Consider the following 20,097-nt stretch of genomic DNA (forward strand, 5'->3'; position numbering starts at 1 on the left):
TGAAAAATGAAAATATTTATAAAAAAATTAACTGTTTTATTGCTTTCTACAACCTTTCTTGTTGGTTGTGAAAAAAGCTTTTTAGAAGACCCCGTTCCTACAAGTTCTGTATCTGATGTAGTTATTTTTGGTTCTAGAGCAGGTGCTGAAGCTTTGCTTTCTGGTATACAAAGAAATTTTAGAAGACAATTTACTAGAACAGATGCTGGAGGTGTTTATTCCTTATATATGGCTAGAACCGTAAAAGGAAATGATTTTATACAAAACTCATGGTATAATTTTGACTATGACAATGATAATAGGGAACCTAACTATACAAGGACCACCTTTAATTGGGAATACCCCTATTACATGATTAACCAAGCCAACACATTAATTAATGGCGTAGAAGCAAGTACTGCTATTTCTGGCTCAGATAAAACAGAGTTAATAGCTCAAGGGAAAGCACTTAGAGCATTTTTCTACTTCCAACTAGCCATGGAATTTCAACATACATATACTTATGATCCATCGTTGCCTGCCCCCCCAATTTACACAGACTTATCTTTAGAAGGCAAACCGATGTCTACTTTACAGGAAATGTATGATTTAATTATTTCTGATTTAACGGATGCTGTAGCTGGTTTAGATGATTCAAGACTGGGAAAATCTTATGTAAATAAACAAGTTGCTAATGGTATTTTGGCTCGTGTTTATTTAGTTACTGAAAATTGGGCGGGAGCGGAAAAAGCTGCTCACGATGCCTATGGTGGGGATATTGCTTCTGCTCTTGACGCTGGATCTTATAAAGATGGTTTTGATAAAATTTCAAATATTGAATGGATTTGGGGTATGCCCCAAACTACAGATCAGTCAAATTACTACTACTGTGCTCCTCATGCTTTTACCGATCATTATAATGACGGATATTTCGGAACTTATGTTAACAAGGATTTTGCAGATTTGTTTACAGATTCTGACGTGCGAAACACCTTTGATAGAACTTATGCTTCTGCTAGTCCAACAGATTGGTTTTATCTAACTACCAGAAAGTTCACTTTTGCCTTTGACTCTGATATTGTAATTATGAGAACAGCTGAAATGATTCTTATTGAAGCTGAAGCTAAATTTAAACAAGGAATGGCAGGAGACGCACATGAATTATTGTTTGCTCTTCAATCAAACAGAGATGCTAATGCTGTAAAATCTACAAATACTGGTGACGATTTGTACGAAGAAATTCTAGTAGAAAGGAGAAAAGAGCTTTATGCAGAGTTTGGAGTAGAATGGTTTGATGCTAAAAGACTGCGTAGAGGTATTCCGCGCACAGGTAATCATAGATTGCCAAATTCATTTTTACTACCTGATGACAAAAAATTCTTTTTAAAAGTTCCTAGAAAAGAAATTGATGCCAATGTTAACATTGATGACAGTGTAAACGCAGATAGATAATAAAACAAATTAATGTTAACCTAAGTTATTTAGGTTAACATTAGCTAAAATTTAAACTCATGAAAAAAATCTCTATTTTAACTCTTTTTGTAATAAGTTTTATTACATTTTATAGTTGTGACGAAGACCTTAATGAAAAGTCATTTGACTATACCACTCTAGAGTCGTCATTTGAAGTCGGTGTTGATCCTACAGGTACCCTTGAGCAAGATGTAAGGGTTTTTGCCACATCTACCTCTAGCAGTGACAGAACTTATAATATAACTGTTATTGAAGAAGAAACAAATGCTCCTGCAACAGCGTACAATGTACCTGCTACTGTGGTAATTCCTGCTAATTCAACAGTGGGCACATTTAAAGTAACCGCCGTTGGAGAAAACATTGACCCTGCTAATGGTAACACATTAACATTACAAATTTCTTCTGATTATGCAGGTTTTATTGGTAACTCTACAACACTTCTTTTAACCCAAGTTTGTCCTTACCCAGATACTTTCTTGAATATTGTATTTGATGGATACGGAAGTGAGTGTACATGGGACATTAAGGATAGTGATGGCGCTGTTTTATTCTCTGGTGGTCCTTATGCAGATGGGGATCCTGGAATTTCTGCTAAATTTTGCTTATCCCCAGGAACTTATGAATTCACTATTAATGATGTATATGGCGATGGTCTTTCTTATCCTGAAGATGGAAGTGCTACTATCACTCAAAATGGTTCAGACTTAGTTTCTATTGTTGGTGATTTTGGATACACGGCATCTGAATCTTTTACCGTAACAGACAATTAGCTTTTTATAACTTTATAAATAATATAAAAAGCCAGAGAATAGCTCTGGCTTTTTATATTATTTAATTCTTATAAACTTATTAAGCAGTTTATTACCTTTACCCCATGCAAGAACACACTCAAATATTCGGTATTAGAGCTATCATTGAAGCTATAAACTCGGGAAAAACTATTGATAAAGTATTTCTTCAAAAAGGGCTTAAAGGCGATTTATTTTCTGAGCTTGAATCTCTTATTAACAAAAAAGCTATTAATAGGTCTTATGTTCCTGTTGAAAAACTGAATAGGTTGACTTCAAAAAATCATCAAGGGGCTGTAGCACAAATAGCCCCAATTACATTTCATGATTTAGAAACTTTAGTTTTAAACGTTATAGAATCTGGAAAAACACCGTTATTCTTATTACTAGACCAGTTAAGCGATGTTAGAAATTTTGGCGCTATTATAAGAACTGCCGAGTGCACCGGGGTGGATGGCATTATCATACAAAAAAAAGGTGGGGCCCCTGTAAACGGTGATACTATAAAAACAAGTGCCGGGGCGGTATTTAAAGTTCCTATTTGTAAGGTTGACCACATAAAAGATGCTGTGTTCTTTATGCAAGCCTCTGGTATTAAGGTGATTGCTGCTACCGAAAAAACAGACAATACGCTTTATGATGTGTCCTTTACTGAACCCTGCGCCATTGTTATGGGATCAGAAGGTAGAGGCATAAACCCTTCTATTATAAAAGTGTCTGATGAAAGGGCAAAACTCCCTTTATTAGGTGACATTGAATCTCTTAATGTGTCTGTAGCCTGTGGCGCTTTTCTTTACGAAGTTATTAGGCAACGCCGTTAGTCTTCTTTATTGTCCTTGAAGATATAATTAATGGTTGTTTGGTCTTGTTGTTCTTCAACGTGATCAATAAAATTTCCATTTTCATCAAAGTGTTTTAAAAACGGATCGTTTGCTTCATCAAAATCTGGATGCTCCCATTCAAACTTCTTTGGCTTAGCAATTGTCTTTCTAAATACTAAAGAAAAAATGAATCCTGTAATCAATCCCGCTAAATGTCCTTCCCACGAAATACCTTCCTCAATGGGCATCGTATACCAAATCATACTTCCATAAAGAAAAACTACCAATAATGACAAAGCTATTAACCTATAATGTTTGGCGAACACACCTTTAAAAAATGTAAAACTCACCAGCACATATATAAGGCCACTCGCACCAATATGATAAGAAGGTCGGCCAATACACCAAGTCATGAATCCTGAAATTAAAATACCAAGAATCAAAACTTTCCAAGCTATGTGCCTATAGAAATAAAACAAAGCCGTTGAGAGCACAAACAATGGTATAGTATTATGGTATAAATGCTGTAAACTACCATGGATAAAAGGACTTAGCACAACACCTCTTAACCCTTTTACGGTTAAAGGATAAATGCCATACTTATTAAAATTGCTTCCAAAACGAACTTCTACCCAAAAAACAATCCATATAGTTAACACAAAAAAGATTGGATAGGCAATAACACCCGTTGAAAATTGAAAATGATTCTTTGTTCCCATCTTCATAAAGGTAACAAATAGCAAACCAATAAACATTTCAATGCTATATTGGCAGCTTATTTTATTCTCTATGCACGCTTTACATATGTAAAAATGGTTAATTTTACAGTTATGAATGGCAATGAACCTTTAGCAGAACGTTTACGACCTAAACATCTTAGCGACTATGTAAGTCAAACACATCTTGTGGGTAAGAAAGGTGCGCTAGGTCAACATATTTCTAAGGGATTAATTCCTTCAATGATTCTTTGGGGACCTCCAGGAACTGGCAAAACTACATTGGCAAATATTATTGCCACAGAATCAGGTAGACCGTTCTACACTTTAAGCGCCATAAATTCTGGGGTTAAAGATGTTAGGGATGTTATAGAAAAAGCCAAGCAAAGTGGTGGTTTATTTACCACAAAGAACCCTATTTTGTTTATTGACGAGATTCATCGTTTCAGTAAATCTCAGCAGGATTCATTGCTACAAGCTGTTGAAAAAGGTTGGATAACCTTAATAGGTGCTACTACTGAAAACCCCAGTTTTGAGGTTATTTCAGCACTTTTATCAAGATGTCAGGTTTATATTCTGAATGCTTTTAGTAAAGAAGATTTAGAAATGCTTTTGAAAAGAGCCATTGAGCAAGATACGCTACTTTCAAAAAAAAACATTCAACTTAAAGAAACCAAAGCGCTTCTCAAATTATCTGGTGGTGATGCTAGAAAACTTTTAAATATATTCGAACTAATTGTTAACGCTTTCCCTTCAGATAACATTGAAATTACCGACGCTATTGTTCTTGAAAAAATTCAAAATAATACCGTAAGATATGATAAAACAGGTGAGCAACATTATGATATCATTTCGGCATTTATAAAGTCCATTAGAGGGAGTGACCCAAATGGTGCTGTATATTGGTTAGCGCGCATGATTGAAGGCGGTGAAGATGTAAAATTTATAGCTAGGCGATTACTTATTTCGGCTAGTGAGGATATTGGAAATGCCAACCCCACTGCTCTAGTCATTGCTAATAACACCTTTCAGGCAGTATCAACAATTGGTTTTCCAGAATCACGAATTATTTTGAGTCAATGTGCCACATACTTAGCCTGTTCTCCCAAAAGTAACGCTGCCTATGCCGCCATTGGCAAAGCGCAACAATTAGTAAAACAAACAGGAGATTTAAGTGTTCCTCTTGATATTAGAAATGCACCCACAAAACTTATGAAAGAATTGGGATATGGCGAACACTACAAATATGCTCACAACTACGAAAACAATTTTGCAGCACAAGAATTCTTGCCTGAAGAAATTAAAAACACCAAACTTTATGACCCTGGAACTAATGGCAGAGAGCAAGCTCAAAAAGAATTTTTAAAGCAACGCTGGAAAGACAAGTATAATTACTAAAAAAACTTAATAGTTAACTTTTGTTGCTTTAACGTATTATTTTCGTAATACTCCACCACCCAATGTTCATCCTGCTTAAAAACAATGGCACTTTTATTCTCCACAAGAAATACATTATCCAAATGAGTTTGCTTTAGCTTGTACACCACTTTAGGTGTACTGTCTACTAGCTGATAACCGTTTTCAATTTTTTGTGCATACAACACGCCCGATAATACTTTATTCACATGGCCTGCTGATTCTGGTGCCTTTGAAGAAGTGTTTGCAGCTTCTAAAGCTACTACTGATGCTCCTACTACTGCTGGTTTATTTATTTCTTGCTTATTTTTTAATGTTTCTATTTCTTGTTTTAAGGCTTTCACCTCTTCAGAATCATTAGTTGAAGCAGAAACTGGTGCATCCGTTCCCATAACTACCTTATCATTTACAGGCTCATACTTATAATTTAGCGCTTCAATGGAATTAAAAGCATGTCTTAACGCTTCATTATAAGCTTTTTTAAACTCTTTCTCCCTGCTATCGCCAATTTCTGAGGTATAAACAACCCGTTCATTACAGTCTTTTAAAATCACCGTAAGCTTAGTTTTAAACATACCTGAATCTTTATTAACATCTGTTTTAAGCGCTAAACACCGATTGAAATTTAAATCTTCAGGGTACTCGCCGCCTTCCATGATAGCTTCAAACCCATATTTGTTGAACAAAAATTTTGTAAGTGAATTGAGTTGGTATTGATCTTTTTCTTTTAAAAAATCGAACTTATTAGGCACGATAACGTATTTATAGTTATTTATACTTTTTTGAGCAAACATCACACCTGCCATGAAACACATCAAAACCACAGTAAAAAATCTTGTTTTCATTTTCATTTAAATATATAATTGAACCCTAATTGTAAAGATACAGCTTCTGCATCATAAATATTTTTGTATTCTAAAAAATTATCGGCCATAAGATAAAAATTAATAGCTCCCCAATGCGCAGAAACTCCCATTCCGATATTGGAAAATGAATACGAATCTACCGTATAAGTCGCCTTTATTCGTAACCATTCAAATAATTTTCTATAATAGTAACTGGTTATTGCTAACTGTGGGCGCCTTGGTCGCTTTATGACATACAACTGTAAACCAACCGCATTTAAATATCCTGAGTCCTCTTTTACACAGGTACATTCTTTCTCTGATCGTTTACCAAAAGCATAATTTATAGAGGCATTTAATTTTACTGGACGCCAACTGGTGAATTTAGAAGCTGTAGTATCTACCTGAAACAAATCTTCAAAATCTTCTTCTATTTCACTCCAATACGCGTCAGCCGACTGGTTATTGCCAGATTCAGGAAAAATAGGATTTACACCTTCAAAAGTATAAACGCCCTCCACTTTGTAATTTTCTATGTCTTTAGAGTGATGAATAAACCCAATATCTAGCAAACTGCCATCAACCGACCATTGATTACTAATTTGGTAACTCATCCCTACATCAAAGCCTAACCCTAAATTACCTCCAAAAAACAAGCGTCTTCTTAGCGTTTTCAAATCTTGTTCCAAGCTAGAATTATCATCATCTAGCAGGTGTGAAATACCTGAGGTTTTTAACTCTAAATTAAGATCGAACACATGATTATATGTATTGTTTTGTCCTTGTGTTGTAACAAAATACCCTTTATTTCTCTTGGAACTTACAGTCATAACACTAGAGTAAATTTTCCCTCTAAATCCGAACGACATTTTTGAATTCAATGTTTTATTGTAGCCAACATGTACTACTGATATAACTTCAGCCGTAGCGTTTAAATCACCTGCATCAAAAATCTTATTAATATTATTTTGATTCCCTTCTAAGGCTAACACGACATAATCTTTAGGAAAATAACCAATAAAATCTAACTCTTGATACAAGCCAAAGCTCAAATATTGATTTTTCTCATAACTAGGTCCCATAGCTAAACCTCCCGAAAAAACATCAATTTGTTCATTAAAACTAAAAAAATCCTTATTGCTCATGCCATAAATTGCTTTTCTGAACTTGGTATTAAACGCTACCCCATTATCTGCAAATAGATCATAAACAGTTGACCCAGTCGTTCCGCTTGAAACGTGAACATGTGACAGCAAAGGCATACCAACGTACCACTTATTAGTTATTTTTCCTCCCGGATTAAGCAATAAGGCTTGTGGTATTTCTGAAAAGCCATAAAGTATTTGCTTGTTTTGAGTATAAGATGTCAAGCAAAATAAAATTAAGCCCCAAAAAGTCAAGTAGTTTTTCATTCTGAGACGTCTATTTCAAAATAAAATGATGCAAATGATTTTAACTGAATGCGGCCAGGCGTATGTTCATCAATAGGTTGCCCTGCAGCTACTCTTAAGGTAAACATAACTACTTGTGTTTGCTTTAACACCTCAATGTCATCACCTTCAAACACTTCAATATGATGAGATACGGTTTCTACAGCATTTCCACTAGCTTCTTGGCTTACCTGAAAGGTATGCAATACTTTTCCTGATATATCAAAAAAATCAATTTGAAGAATAAAACTTCTATTGATTGCGTTTTTTGACTCAAAATGAAATTCAGATTTCACCAAATCATCCTGAACAAAGGCATTATTAAAAATATCTACCATAATAAAATCTTGAATCGCTGAAACCTCCGATCCGTTATCATAAAACGTATTAGCTGGTTCATCAAAAAAAACTAAGCTAGACACCACAGCAGGCGACAAGGTTAAATCATTCAATTGACTAAAGTTTACATCTTTTGTACAAGACCACCATGTAGTCATAGTAAGAATACACAATAGAAACTTCGAAAAATTGGTATAACTATTCAAGAGACTATACTTTAAACTATTACAAAATATCTTTAAGTTGTGACAATGAATTAATTTGAATAATATCCTTACTAATTGATGTATTATGCACATCAAAAAAGATAACATCCATTCCTATGTTTTGAGCACCCAATATATCGGCCTCAAAACTATCACCAATCATCACACTTTGGTGTCGTTCTGCTTGGGCCTGATGTAAGGCGTAATTAAAAATTAAAGGATTAGGCTTTTTTACCCCAACCATTTCTGAATTAGTAATCGTTGTGAAATACTTGTAAATGCCTGAGTTGATAAGTTTTTTTTGTTGTACTTCTTCAAAGCCATTAGTAATAATATGTAAATTATAATGGGGCGCTAAATACTCTAAAACCTCAAAAGTGTGATCAAATAAATGATTAAACCCTGTTAAATGAGCTATATAATCATCTGACAGTTTATAAATAAGTGCCTCTTCAACAGGTGTACCAAGTGCAGAAAACGTATCATTTAATCTGGCATACCGTAGCGCCTGTTTTTCAATTTTTTCTTCTCTGTATAATTTCCAATAGTAGAGATTGATAGGTTCATAATGACTCAAAAAATCTGTTAAATTGATGTTCATTTGATTGAGATCAAAAATTTTCTGAAAAGTTAAAGCTGAGTTTTTATCAAAATCCCACAGTGTATGATCTAAATCAAAAAATACATCTGTAACACCTTTAAACCTCATCATCTGCTGAATCTAAAATCATATTAAACAATTCCTTAAAACCAGACCATCTTTGACTATCTCCAAACGTATAATTATGAAAAATAGGCACAAACTCACCATTGACCCGTTGAACTTCATTTATAATTTCATTTAAAACCTTCTTTTTATCTAATAAGGACTCATGTTTTAACAAGGCATAATCCATAAGTTGGTAAGGCACTATTTTTAAAGGAGTTTGAACTTCATAATCGAGGTCATAAAATAAAAACGGAGAGCAGGATCCTGCTCTAAACCCAATATGATTTACATAACCCATAGTATAATCTTCATTAATTTCAAGTGTGATTAGATTCCTGTAGGTTTCAGGCAAATTTAATTTTGAAAAAGATTGTCTTGAAGCCTTTAAGTTTGTATTTAAAATAGCCTCCATCTTTGTTTTTTCCTTTTTTAGCATGTCAGCATCTTCCAAAGCTAAAAATGAAATTTTAAGACCCACTCTACAATAATCAGCCACATGTTTTATTAACGAAACAAATTTCTTTTTATTGGGATTAACGCCTTTATCAAAGGTTGAAAAATCACCGATTAAAAAGAAAAACAGAAACTTGAATCTTGAACTTTTTTGCCTATTAATAATATATTTAAAGGTATCAAAAGGATCATGTTTAAACCCTAATAATACTATAAACCGTTTGTATAAACTTTTAAATTTAAGACGAGAAAGATCTCCCACTAGGCCTCCAAAGGTTCTCATTAAACCTTTTAATTTATAATGGTACGGACTAGGCACATCAATAATAGGAGTTATTTTATATGATCTGTTTGGGAACTCAAAATCGGGAAACTGATCTTGTAACGCTGCCTTAAATTTATAGGCCCAAATATCTACTACTGGTTGATGCAAAAAACCTTCTTTAAAAGCTAAGCTTTCAGTTGCAGTGAATCTCCCAAACTCATCCTTTACATGTGGCAGATACTCTTCATATCGTGATAACAAATAAAATGATGCCGAGAAAATATCAAAAGGAATAGAACTTTTATCGCCATTGTAAAAAAAGCATTTTGTTTCATCCCACCGTTGCACATGAATTTCTACATCTCCTAAGCCTTGTTCAAACAATATATCATGACTCTTAACAAAAAATTCGTTTCCCAATTGCTGTTTGGTGTAAGACATTTTTAGATCCTCGTGTGCAATTAGCTCCTCAATTTTTGTAGTGAACTCAACTTTTATACCTAGAACTCGGGTGCAAACATGTTTAAACACATAATTGAGTCTTGGCGATATTTTGGAGGTGTAAACTAAAAGCATAGTTTATAAATATTCTGAACAAGTGTTTCAAGGGTCTATGAAGCTGCTTAAAATTATAAAACACCTTCATCTGCAAAACTAAAATAGGTTTTTTCTGTTACAATAAGATGATCTAAAACCACTATATCTAAACTTTTTGCTGCAACTTTCAATTTTTGAGTGATTTGTTTATCTGCTTCACTTGGCTTTAATGTTCCTGAAGGATGATTATGTGACAGAATAAGACCTGTTGCTCCAACCTCAAGTGCTGTTTTTAAAACGAGCCGTACATCCACTAATGTACCGGTGATACCACCTTTACTCAATTGCTGTTTTTGAAGCACTTTATTGGAGTTATTCATATAGATAATCCAAAATTCTTCGTGAGGCAAATCACCTATTATAGGCTGCATAATTTCAAAAACCGATACACTTGAGGTAATCTTCTTTTTTTCTAAGGCCTCTTCTCCCCTGCGGCGGCGCCCTAATTCAAGGGCGGCAACTATCGTGATAGCCTTAGCCTCTCCAATACCTTTAAAGGTCATTAACTGTTTTACAGAAAGCCTTCCCAGCTCATTTAATTTATAATCTACACTCGCTAAAATACGCTTACATAGGGCCACCGCACTTTCATCTCTATTACCAGAACCAATTAGAATGGCTACCAACTCAGCATCACTAAGTGCCATTTTACCTTTGTAAAGTAGCTTTTCACGAGGTTGATCATCTTGATGCCAGTTTTTAATAGATAGGGATGTTGATTTTTCTTGCATGTGTTAAAGATAAATAATGCAAGGTTATAAATCAAAGAACGTACGTTAATTCTATTGTATCAAGGTTTTTACGACATCAAAATCTAAGCCCCCATAATTACCTGAACTCATGAGCAGTAATGCCTTATCATTAAAGTTCTGCGAAAAGAGAAACTCTTTAAAATCAGTTGGATTAGTAAAAATGATTAAGTCATCCCGCTGAAACGCTTGAGAGATTTGTTCATGGCTAACGGCATCTAGCTTTTTTATTTCAACGGCATGTGGCGAATAAAACACTACCGCAACATCGGAGGCATCAAGCGCCCCCTTATATTCTTTTAAAAACTCGGCATTTAAACTACTATACGTATGCAACTCTAAACAAGCCACCAACGTTCTATTTTTATACTGTTCTTTAACCGCCTTGGTTGTTGCTTCAACTTTGCTTGGTGAATGTGCAAAATCTTTGAAAGCCACACTATTTTTACCTTCGGCTATTTTTTCTAGCCGTTTGCTAGCACCTTTAAACGTGGCAATGGCTTCATAAAAATCATCTTCATCAATGCCCATATGCTGACAAATCCATTTAGCTCCAGCCAAGTTATTAAGATTGTGTCGCCCAAACACTTCAATAGGTAAAGGACCTTCTGGAGTTTCTATTAAGGTTTGCCCTTTCTCCACGATATATTCAGGTGTAGAATAGGCTATTTTTCTAATAGGATTTTCACTCGCTTCTACCACACGCTTAACCTCAGCGTCTTCTTCATTATAATTGATACTGCCTCCATCAACAATAGAATCTACAAAAATTTCAAACTGTTCAACATAGTTTTCATACGTTGGAAACACGTTGATATGATCCCAGGCTATACCACTTAATAAAGCAATATTGGGTTTGTATAAATGAAATTTAGGTCGTCTATCAATAGGTGAACTCAGATATTCATCACCTTCTAAAACAATAAAATCATTGTCTTCTGTCAACTTAACCATCACATCAAAACCTTCTAACTGGGCGCCAACCATATAGTCAACATCTTTGCCATGGTAATGCATAACATGTAAAATCATTGAGGTTATAGTTGTTTTACCATGACTACCCCCAATCACTACTCTTGTTTTATGCTTAGATTGCTCATATAAAAACTCAGGGTAACTGTATATCTTTATGCCTAATTCTTGGGCTTTTAACAGCTCTGGATTATCGGCCTTAGCATGCATTCCTAAAACGATGGCATCAAGGTTTGTATTTATTTTTTCAGGAAACCAGCCAAAAGATTCTGGCAACAACCCCTTTGATGCTAATCTTGATTTTGAAGGCTCAAAAATAGTATCATCACTACCTGTTACCTGATACCCTTTATTATGTAGCGCCAATGCCAAATTATGCATGGCGGCTCCTCCTATGGCAATAAAATGTACGTTCATATTACGATTTTTGATCACAAAAAGTAGCCGGCTGACTTTCTACTTTTAAATTAGTTTTACACCAGTGTAAATATATAAATTGAAGTTGGGAGACACCGTGAATTAGCAAAATTTTTATTTGAATGGTATGCGTATGCAACTAATCCCATTTACTTTTGACGGATTAAAAACTATAAGGCTAAAATCCTATCCTTTTGCTTTTTAAAAAGTTTAATTTCCGGAAGCGCTTCAATAGCCAAATCTATGTACTTTAGTGCTCGGCTTTTGTTGTTTTTATAGGTATAAATCTGAGCTAAACGGTAATGAGCCCAAGCTATAGGTACACCATCTTCGGCTGAATAGTTTTGTATGTATGTTTCTAAACAACGTAACCCTTTTTGAAGCTCAATATTATACTCTGCAGCTATTTTGCCAATCTGATAATGCAAGGCATTTCTTTGGTGCTTTTTTTGAGCGGTTTCAGCTGTTTGTAAAGCTTTTTCTGGTGCATTTTCGCCTTCATAAAAACTAATCAGCTTATTATAACAGGTTACTGAACCACCTTCAACTATCGCTTTTTTATAATAGTTTTCGGCTAATTCGGGTTCGTCATCATATTCATAAATATACCCTTTAGCTAAATAACCATCCACCTTTGAAAGGTTTTCTAGCTGTTCTGCAAATTCTAAAGCCTTCTTTTTACTTCCTCCTATTATACCTGGCAATTGCATATACAATTCTACCAATGCCCAACGTGCACCAATGTGACTTCTATCTAATTCTGCCGCTTTTAAAAAAGAGCTTTTCACATCACCAATAAAGCCGATGGCTTTAAATTTATTTTCTAAGGCTTTCATTCCTAAAACACCTCCGTACTTGTAATGATAATTAGCATTATAGCTATCTGTTTCAAGTAACTGTTTATAATACACTAAGGCCTCATCCCATTTTTCTTGATGCCCATATGCATCACCTAATAACTCAATGGCTTCCAGGTTTTTGGGGTTTTGTTCTAGATACGTATTTAACAAACCTGCTGCTTGCGCATAGTTTTTATCCTCAAAAAGTTGATTCACCTCTTTAAAATCGGTTTGGGAAACCAACATAATTGGACACAGTAAGCATAACCATATTAACTTCATAGCAACCGTTTAGTATTACAAAAATACACTTTCAGAATAAAGCATCGTAAGCGTAGGATTAAAAATAGTAACACTCTTAAACCACTCTACGATTCTTAATCACTTAACCTTTTTTACATTATAAAATGATTAACTTCACTCATCCAACGCTAGCTTTTACTCAGTTATTGTTTTTTGGAATAGCTTTTGAATGTAATTTGCTAGTAAAACATGACACATGAAACATTGGCTTATTACCTCGGCACTTTTATTTTTATCACTATTCATACACGCTCAAAACGATACCTATCAAAATCTGTGGTCTCAAGTAGAACAGTATGAATTAGACGGCTTGGTTCAATCGGCACTTAAAACAGTAACATCTATTGAGAACCAAGCGCTAAAGGATAACAACCATGTACAGGTTATAAAAACCATGTTATACAAAAGTAAATTTGCATTGGTTTTGGAGGAAGATGCTCAGCTTCAAATTATAGAAAACTTCAAGCAAAACATTTCAAACAGTACGTTTCCAACTAAACATATTCTGGAAAACATACTTGCTAACCTTTATTGGCAATATTTTAATCAAAACCGATGGCGCTTTTATAACCGCAGCACAACCTCTGAAAAAGTAGATGTACAAGATTTTAGAACCTGGGACTTACAAACCCTGTTTAATGAAATTCACCTACACTATCAAAACTCCCTAAAAAACGGGTTATTACTACAACAAGAACAACTAGAGAAATACGCTATTTTACTTAATGAATATCCAGATTCAAAAGTTTTCAGACCTACACTATTTGATTTTTTATGCCATCAAGCCTTAGAATTTTATAAAACAGATGAAACGCATATCAGCAAACCCGCCTACAAATTTGAATTGAACAACCCTGAATTTATGGCTAATGCCCAACCATTTTCAACCCTTAAAATACAATCAAAGGATTCCACCTCTCTACAGCTACAGGCTTTAAAAATTTATAAGTCCCTAATACGATTTCACTTAGACGACAGTTCAAAATTAGCCTTGGCAGATGTTAATATTGATCGGTTATCATTTGTTCAACAACATGCTACGTTTCCCGAAAAAGAAACTGTTTTACTAGAAACTTTACAACAAGAAAGTCAAGCATTACAAGATAAAGAAGCGTCCGCTTTATATGATTTTAAGATAGCATCTCTATACTATTCCCAGAGTCAAAACTATGAACCGAAAACTAAAGAAGATTACCGCTGGAAAGCAAAAGAAGCCTTAAAGATATGTCATGATATCATATCTAAATATCCTGAAAGTTTAAGTGCTGAAAAATGTAGTGTATTAAAATCACAAATTCTACAAGCATCCTTTGAAATCACCACCGAACAATTTCTTCCTATTCAAAAGCACGCCCGCGTCTTAGTAAAATATAAAAATACTGATACGCTTCATTTTAAAGTATACAAACTTTCTGAAAATCAGGTAAAACAATTTAATAAGATATACAGAAAGGAAGAGCAACAGCGGTTTACTGAAAAACTTCATCTATATAAATCATGGCAAAGTACTTTAAAAAATGAAACCGACTTCCAGACGCACACCACAGAAGTGTTGCTTCCAAAACTAAACAATGGACGATATTTAATTGTTGCCTCAAACAAAAACCTTGAGAATAGTTTTGCTTTTGCCCAAGTTCAAGTAACCAATTTGGCATTGATAGAAACTGAAACTCCCAATCAAAAAATCTTTCAAATCATTGACAGGAATCATGGTAAACCTATTTCAAATGCACGTATTGATTTCTCCTATTTCTCCAGAAAAATAGGAAATAACAAAACCGAGTTTTATACTACAGATGACAATGGACAAATTAAAATCCGCAAAGACAATAGCTGGTATAACAACATCCATTTAAAAGTAAAAAAGGAGGGTGACATAGCCTACTTTGGTAATTATTACATCAATAGATTTTATAAAACAGATAAAGAAGATGTCAATTATAGAGCTTTTTTATTTACTGACAGGAGTATTTATCGCCCTGGGCAAACCGTATTCTTCAAAGCTATTGCCATGAAAACCAAAGATGGCAAATCTGAAGTAATTCCTAACGAACTGTTTCATTTAGAAGTTTATGATGTTAATGAAGATGACGTGTTTAATATAGCATTAACCACAAATGAATTTGGCTCTATTTCAGGCGAGTTTGTGCTTCCAAATTCAGGGCTAAATGGTGAATACACCATTGAATTATATTCAGATTCTAATCGGATAGACATTGACAATACCTTTCATTTTTCGGTTGAAGAATATAAACGACCAAAATTTGAAACCAAATTCAACCCTGTAACTAAAACCTACAAAGTAAATGATTCTATTAAAGTAAACGGCAAGGCCTTGGCTTATGCAGGAAGTAATGTAACCAATAGCAAAGTCACATATCGCGTGCACCGTAAAATAGAATACCCCAGATGGTATTTTTGGTATTATCCTTCTGCATCTCATGAAGCACAAGAAATAACCCATGGAGAAACTACAACAAACGATTCTGGCAATTTTGAGATTACCTTTAAGGCCATTCCAGACAAAAGTGCACACCCGTCTAGTCTTCCTGTTTTTAAATATGAAGTTATTGCAGACGTAACCGATTTAAACGGAGAAACCAGAAGTACTACAACAATAATCAACGTTGGTTATCATGCGTTAATAGCCCAATTAAGTGTGCCTGAACAACTAGATAAAACCAACAAACACCACGAAATACATATTTCAACTCAGAATTTAAATGGTGAATTTGCTCCTACTAAAGGCACTATAAAAATATATAAAGCTAAAAGTCCTAACCGTGTTTTAAGAAAACGTCCGTGGCCAACTCCCGATTATCAAGAATTTTCAGAAGAAGCCTATACACACTTATTCCCTCATGATGCTTATAATAATGCATACAACCTTACCTCATTAGAAAAAGGCACTTTGGTACTTGAAAAAACATTTGATACCAAGCTATCAAAGACACTAGAATTTGGTAGAATAAAACATTGGAAATCGGGCCAATATATCATTATTCTTGAGGCCAAAGACAAGTTTGGTCAATTGGTTAAAGATGAATCGCGTACTGTGTTATTCAGTAATAATGACCTGCTTCCTGCAGACAATCAGCTCTTTACTATTTCTACTGACAAGCCAAGCTATCAAGTTGGTGAAACGGCCCATATTACACTTGGATCAGCTGCAAAACACTTAAATATCACAATCCTTATTGAGAAAAAAGACCAAGAAATTCAAACAGAAATAATAACGCTCAATGCCAACAAAAAAGTGATTAGTATTCCTGTTACAGCCATTGATTTAGGTGGTTTTGCTATAAACTACAGTTTTGCAGCGTTTAATAATTATAACTCAGGAACCCAATTTATTGCTGTTCCCTTTCCCAAAACAAACCTCAGCATTGAAACCTTAATATTTAGAGATAAGCTGCAGCCCGGCACTGATGAGGCTTGGCAGTTCAAAATAAAAGGCCCCGATGGCAATCAGGTTAGTGCCGAACTATTGGCTAGTATGTATGATGCCTCTTTAGATCAGTTTAAACCACACACGTGGAATTTCTCCCCCATTAACACACCAACTTACAGGGCTCAACATAGATATTCTGGCTACAGAAGTTTTGGAACAACATATTTTAGAACACATAATAACTACCAATATTTTAATTATCCTGAACAACATTATGACACTTACAATTGGTTCGGATTTAGTTTCACGAATAATCAATGGGTTAACAATCAGTATCTGCAATCTTTAAAATACAGACGTTCAATGCAATTTCATGAGAATGTAAAGGACGGCTTTATATCCGGTACCATCTCTGATAAAAATGGAAATCCTATACCCGGTGCTACTATTGTGGTGAAAGGAACCTCCCAAGGGGTTACCACCGATTTTGATGGTAACTTTGCCATTCAAGCTCAACAAGGAGATGTTTTAGAAATATCGTTTATTGGTTACACCACTCAAAACATAACGGTTAGTAAAAACAGATTAAATATTTCTCTATCTGAAGATGAGGCTCATTTAGATGAAGTTGTAGTAGTAGGTTATGGCACACAAAAAAAAGAAGCTATAACTGGCGCTGTTGCCATGGTTCAAGAAGAAACTCTAGAGGATAGCTTGAGTTTACAAAATGCCTTGGCAGGACAGATTTCAGGTTTAGAAATAGATTCTGAACCAGGTGTTCCTGGCGCCCCTTCAAAAATTATGATTAGAGGAGCCAGTAGCGTACCAAATAATGGAAAACCTTTATATATCATTGATGGTAAAATAGTGGAAGGCAATATGGATTTAGACCCCTCAAACATACAATCTATTAATGTTTTAAAAGATGCTTCAGCAACGGCTATTTATGGCAGTAAAGCCGCAAACGGTGTTATCCTTATCACAACCAAATCTAGCTTAAATACTTTATCGCAAGTACAAATTAGAAAAAACCTAAATGAAACGGCTTTCTTTCTTCCTCATTTACAAACCGATGAGCAGGGAAATATTAGTTTCAGCTTTACTACACCTGAAGCTTTAACCCAATGGAAATTACAGCTTTTAGCACATACTAAGCATTTAAAAAGCAAGGTTACAAGGCTTACTGCGGTAACCCAGAAAGAACTTATGATACTTCCTAACACGCCACGATTTCTAAGAGCTGGTGATAGCATTAGGTTGAGTGCAAAAGTTGCAAATTTAACAGAGCAACCCATTTCAGGAACCGCTCGTTTGCTTTTATTTGATGCCATTTCAGGACAACCTATAGATATTGATTTAAAAAATATTGAAAATCAAAAAAGCTTCTCTATCAATGCGAAAGGCAATACGCATGTTTCATGGAATATTAGCATTCCTGAATCCATTCAAGCGGTTCAGTATAAATTTATAGCACAATCAAATAATTTTAGTGATGGTGAAGAAAATGTATTACCCGTTCTATCCAATAGAATACTAGTAACCGAAACACTACCTATGTGGGTAAAAAGTAATGAAACACGCACGTTTACACTAGACAAACTAAAAACAAACCACTCTGCAAGCCTAAAACACCATAAGTTTACTTTAGAGATAACTTCAAACCCAGCTTGGTATGCGGTTCAAGCCCTTCCTTACCTTATGGAATACCCTTATGAGTGCAATGAACAAACCTTTTCCAGATTTTATGCAAATACTTTGGCGCGTTATATTGTAAATTCCAATCCTAAAATCAAAACTGTTTTTGACCAATGGGGTTCGCAAGATGCCTTGATAAGTAACCTTGAAAAAAACCAAGAATTAAAATCAATTCTTGTTCAAGAAACGCCTTGGTTACGCGATGCGCAAAGCGAAACAGAACAAAAAAAACGCATCGCTTTATTGTTTGATTTGCATAAAATGAATACCGCCCAACAAATAGCAATAACCAAGTTAAAATCCAACCAAATGGCATCAGGAGGTTGGTCTTGGTTTAACGGAGGAAGAGAAAACCGTTATATCACACAACATATCATATCTGGTTTTGGCCACCTTAAACAGCTTGTCATAACAGATAACGATCAGTATAGTATGATGATAAAAAAAGCCCTATCTTATTTAGATAAGCAGTTTGTAAAAGCCTATCATGACATTAAAAAATACAATAGCCATGTTGATTTATCAAAAGACCACTTAACCCACTCCCAATTGCAGTACCTATATATGCGAAGCTTCTTTCCTGAAATTAAAAAATCAAAAGAAGTAGAACGCATAATGAACTATTATCAAACTCAAATTAAAACATACTGGTTAAAACGCAATCTATCTTCAAAAGGAATGATGGCTTTAATTACTTATAGAAATAATGACTGGGACACCGCAAAAAAAATTATGAAAGCCTTACAAGAAACCAGCATAACATCTGAAGAGTTAGGTATGTATTGGAAAGAAAACACCAATTCGTGGTTTTGGTACGAGGCGCCTATTGAAACTCAAGCTCTAATGATTGAAATGTTTACTGAAGCAGGATCACTCATTTTCAATAAAGAAGAACAACAAGAAACTATTGATAATCTTAAAATCTGGCTACTTAAAAACAAACAAACCAATCAATGGAAAACGACAAAAGCAACCACCGAAGCGGTTTACGCCCTACTTTTACAAGGCAGCGACTGGCTTAGTGTTACTGAAGCTGTAAACGTTTCTGTGGGTGATAAAAAAATAGCCCCAAAAGCGTTGGATGGCGTAAATATTGAGGCTGGCACAGGATATTACAAAACATTTTGGGCAGCTTCTGAAATACAACCCAACATGGCAAAAATCACACTCGCTAAAAAAGGAGAAGGAATAGCCTGGGGCAATGCCTACTGGCAATACTTTGAAGATCTAGATAAAGTTACATCGGCCAAAACACCTTTACAATTAAAGAAAAACTTGTTTTTAAAGCGTAACACAGACACGGGAGAAATCATTTCTAAAATAACCCCAGAAACGCCATTACAAGTTGGCGATTTAATACGGGTAAGAATTGAATTGAAAAGTGATAGAAATATGGAGTTTCTTCACATGAAAGACATGCGTGCTGCTGGTCTTGAACCTGTAAATATTATATCTGACTACAAATGGCAAGATGGTTTAGGATATTATCAAAGCACCAAGGATGCTAGCACCAATTTCTTTTTTGATCATTTACCTAAAGGTGTTTATGTTTTTGAATATGACTTACGTGTTAACAATGCGGGACATATGAGTAATGGTATTACAACAATTCAAAGTATGTATGCCCCAGAATTTAGTAGTCATAGTGAAGGTAAAAGAATTCATATAAGTGAATAGCGTTTTTGGCATTAGGT

Annotated in this window: 14 protein-coding genes; 5 read left to right on the top strand and 9 right to left on the bottom strand. The window is 34.8% G+C overall.

The window, feature by feature from the left end:
* Positions 1-6 precede the first annotated feature (6 nt).
* The 3 genes from FGF67_RS10385 (at position 7) to rlmB (ending at position 3,061) form a co-directional block, all read left to right on the top strand.
* Positions 7-1,431 carry a RagB/SusD family nutrient uptake outer membrane protein gene (locus FGF67_RS10385; RefSeq protein ID WP_139697469.1) on the top strand — a complete coding sequence of 475 codons (1,425 nt, stop codon included), beginning with the start codon at positions 7-9 and terminating at the stop codon, positions 1,429-1,431.
* Between the two features lie 59 nt (positions 1,432-1,490).
* Positions 1,491-2,222, top strand: coding sequence for a hypothetical protein (locus FGF67_RS10390; RefSeq protein ID WP_139697470.1), 732 nt, complete (start codon positions 1,491-1,493; stop codon positions 2,220-2,222).
* Between the two features lie 104 nt (positions 2,223-2,326).
* Positions 2,327-3,061 (top strand): 23S rRNA (guanosine(2251)-2'-O)-methyltransferase RlmB, encoded by a 735-nt coding sequence (gene rlmB / locus FGF67_RS10395; RefSeq protein ID WP_139697472.1) that lies wholly within the window; start codon positions 2,327-2,329, stop codon positions 3,059-3,061.
* Here the strand turns inward: rlmB and FGF67_RS10400 are convergent.
* A complete protein-coding gene (locus tag FGF67_RS10400) occupies positions 3,058-3,780 on the bottom strand; it encodes a rhomboid family intramembrane serine protease (protein WP_139697474.1) in 723 nt (240 codons plus the stop codon). The two genes, rlmB and FGF67_RS10400, sit on opposite strands and share 4 nt — an antisense overlap.
* Positions 3,781-3,873: 93 nt before the next feature.
* Here FGF67_RS10400 and FGF67_RS10405 point away from each other — a divergent pair, with 93 nt between their 5' ends.
* Entirely contained in the window at positions 3,874-5,175 is a 1,302-nt protein-coding gene (locus FGF67_RS10405; RefSeq protein WP_233244055.1) for a replication-associated recombination protein A, read from the top strand.
* On the opposite strand, the gene FGF67_RS10410 is transcribed toward FGF67_RS10405, so the two are convergent.
* From FGF67_RS10410 to FGF67_RS10445, 8 genes are all read right to left on the bottom strand, one after another.
* The gene (locus tag FGF67_RS10410) at positions 5,172-6,038 is read right to left on the bottom strand and encodes a hypothetical protein (protein ID WP_139697478.1); all 867 of its coding nucleotides are present in this window, start codon (positions 6,036-6,038) and stop codon (positions 5,172-5,174) included. The genes FGF67_RS10405 and FGF67_RS10410 overlap by 4 nt on opposite strands.
* A gap of 2 nt (positions 6,039-6,040) precedes the next feature.
* Positions 6,041-7,450 (bottom strand): DUF5723 family protein, encoded by a 1,410-nt coding sequence (locus FGF67_RS10415; RefSeq protein ID WP_139697480.1) that lies wholly within the window; start codon positions 7,448-7,450, stop codon positions 6,041-6,043.
* Positions 7,447-7,965: a hypothetical protein gene (locus FGF67_RS10420; protein ID WP_139697482.1), complete on the bottom strand. Its 519-nt coding sequence runs from the start codon at positions 7,963-7,965 to the stop codon at positions 7,447-7,449. Before FGF67_RS10420 ends, FGF67_RS10415 begins: the two co-directional genes overlap by 4 nt.
* A gap of 67 nt (positions 7,966-8,032) precedes the next feature.
* Positions 8,033-8,725, bottom strand: a complete 693-nt coding sequence (locus FGF67_RS10425) for a YjjG family noncanonical pyrimidine nucleotidase (protein ID WP_317128552.1) — start codon at positions 8,723-8,725, stop codon at positions 8,033-8,035.
* Positions 8,712-10,016 (bottom strand): polysaccharide deacetylase family protein, encoded by a 1,305-nt coding sequence (locus FGF67_RS10430; RefSeq protein WP_139697484.1) that lies wholly within the window; start codon positions 10,014-10,016, stop codon positions 8,712-8,714. Before FGF67_RS10430 ends, FGF67_RS10425 begins: the two co-directional genes overlap by 14 nt.
* A 53-nt stretch (positions 10,017-10,069) precedes the next feature.
* A complete protein-coding gene (gene radC, locus FGF67_RS10435) occupies positions 10,070-10,768 on the bottom strand; it encodes a RadC family protein (RefSeq protein WP_139697486.1) in 699 nt (232 codons plus the stop codon).
* A 51-nt stretch (positions 10,769-10,819) separates the two neighbouring features.
* The gene (locus tag FGF67_RS10440; RefSeq protein ID WP_139697488.1) at positions 10,820-12,175 is read right to left on the bottom strand and encodes a UDP-N-acetylmuramate--L-alanine ligase; all 1,356 of its coding nucleotides are present in this window, start codon (positions 12,173-12,175) and stop codon (positions 10,820-10,822) included.
* A gap of 170 nt (positions 12,176-12,345) precedes the next feature.
* Positions 12,346-13,296, bottom strand: a complete 951-nt coding sequence (locus FGF67_RS10445; protein WP_139697490.1) for a tetratricopeptide repeat protein — start codon at positions 13,294-13,296, stop codon at positions 12,346-12,348.
* A 217-nt stretch (positions 13,297-13,513) separates the two neighbouring features.
* Here FGF67_RS10445 and FGF67_RS10450 point away from each other — a divergent pair, with 217 nt between their 5' ends.
* Entirely contained in the window at positions 13,514-20,080 is a 6,567-nt protein-coding gene (locus FGF67_RS10450; protein ID WP_139697492.1) for an alpha-2-macroglobulin family protein, read from the top strand.
* Positions 20,081-20,097: the final 17 nt, after the last annotated feature.

The sequence above is a fragment of the Allotamlana fucoidanivorans genome, from assembly GCF_006265225.1.
Lineage (GTDB): Bacteria > Bacteroidota > Bacteroidia > Flavobacteriales > Flavobacteriaceae > Allotamlana > Allotamlana fucoidanivorans.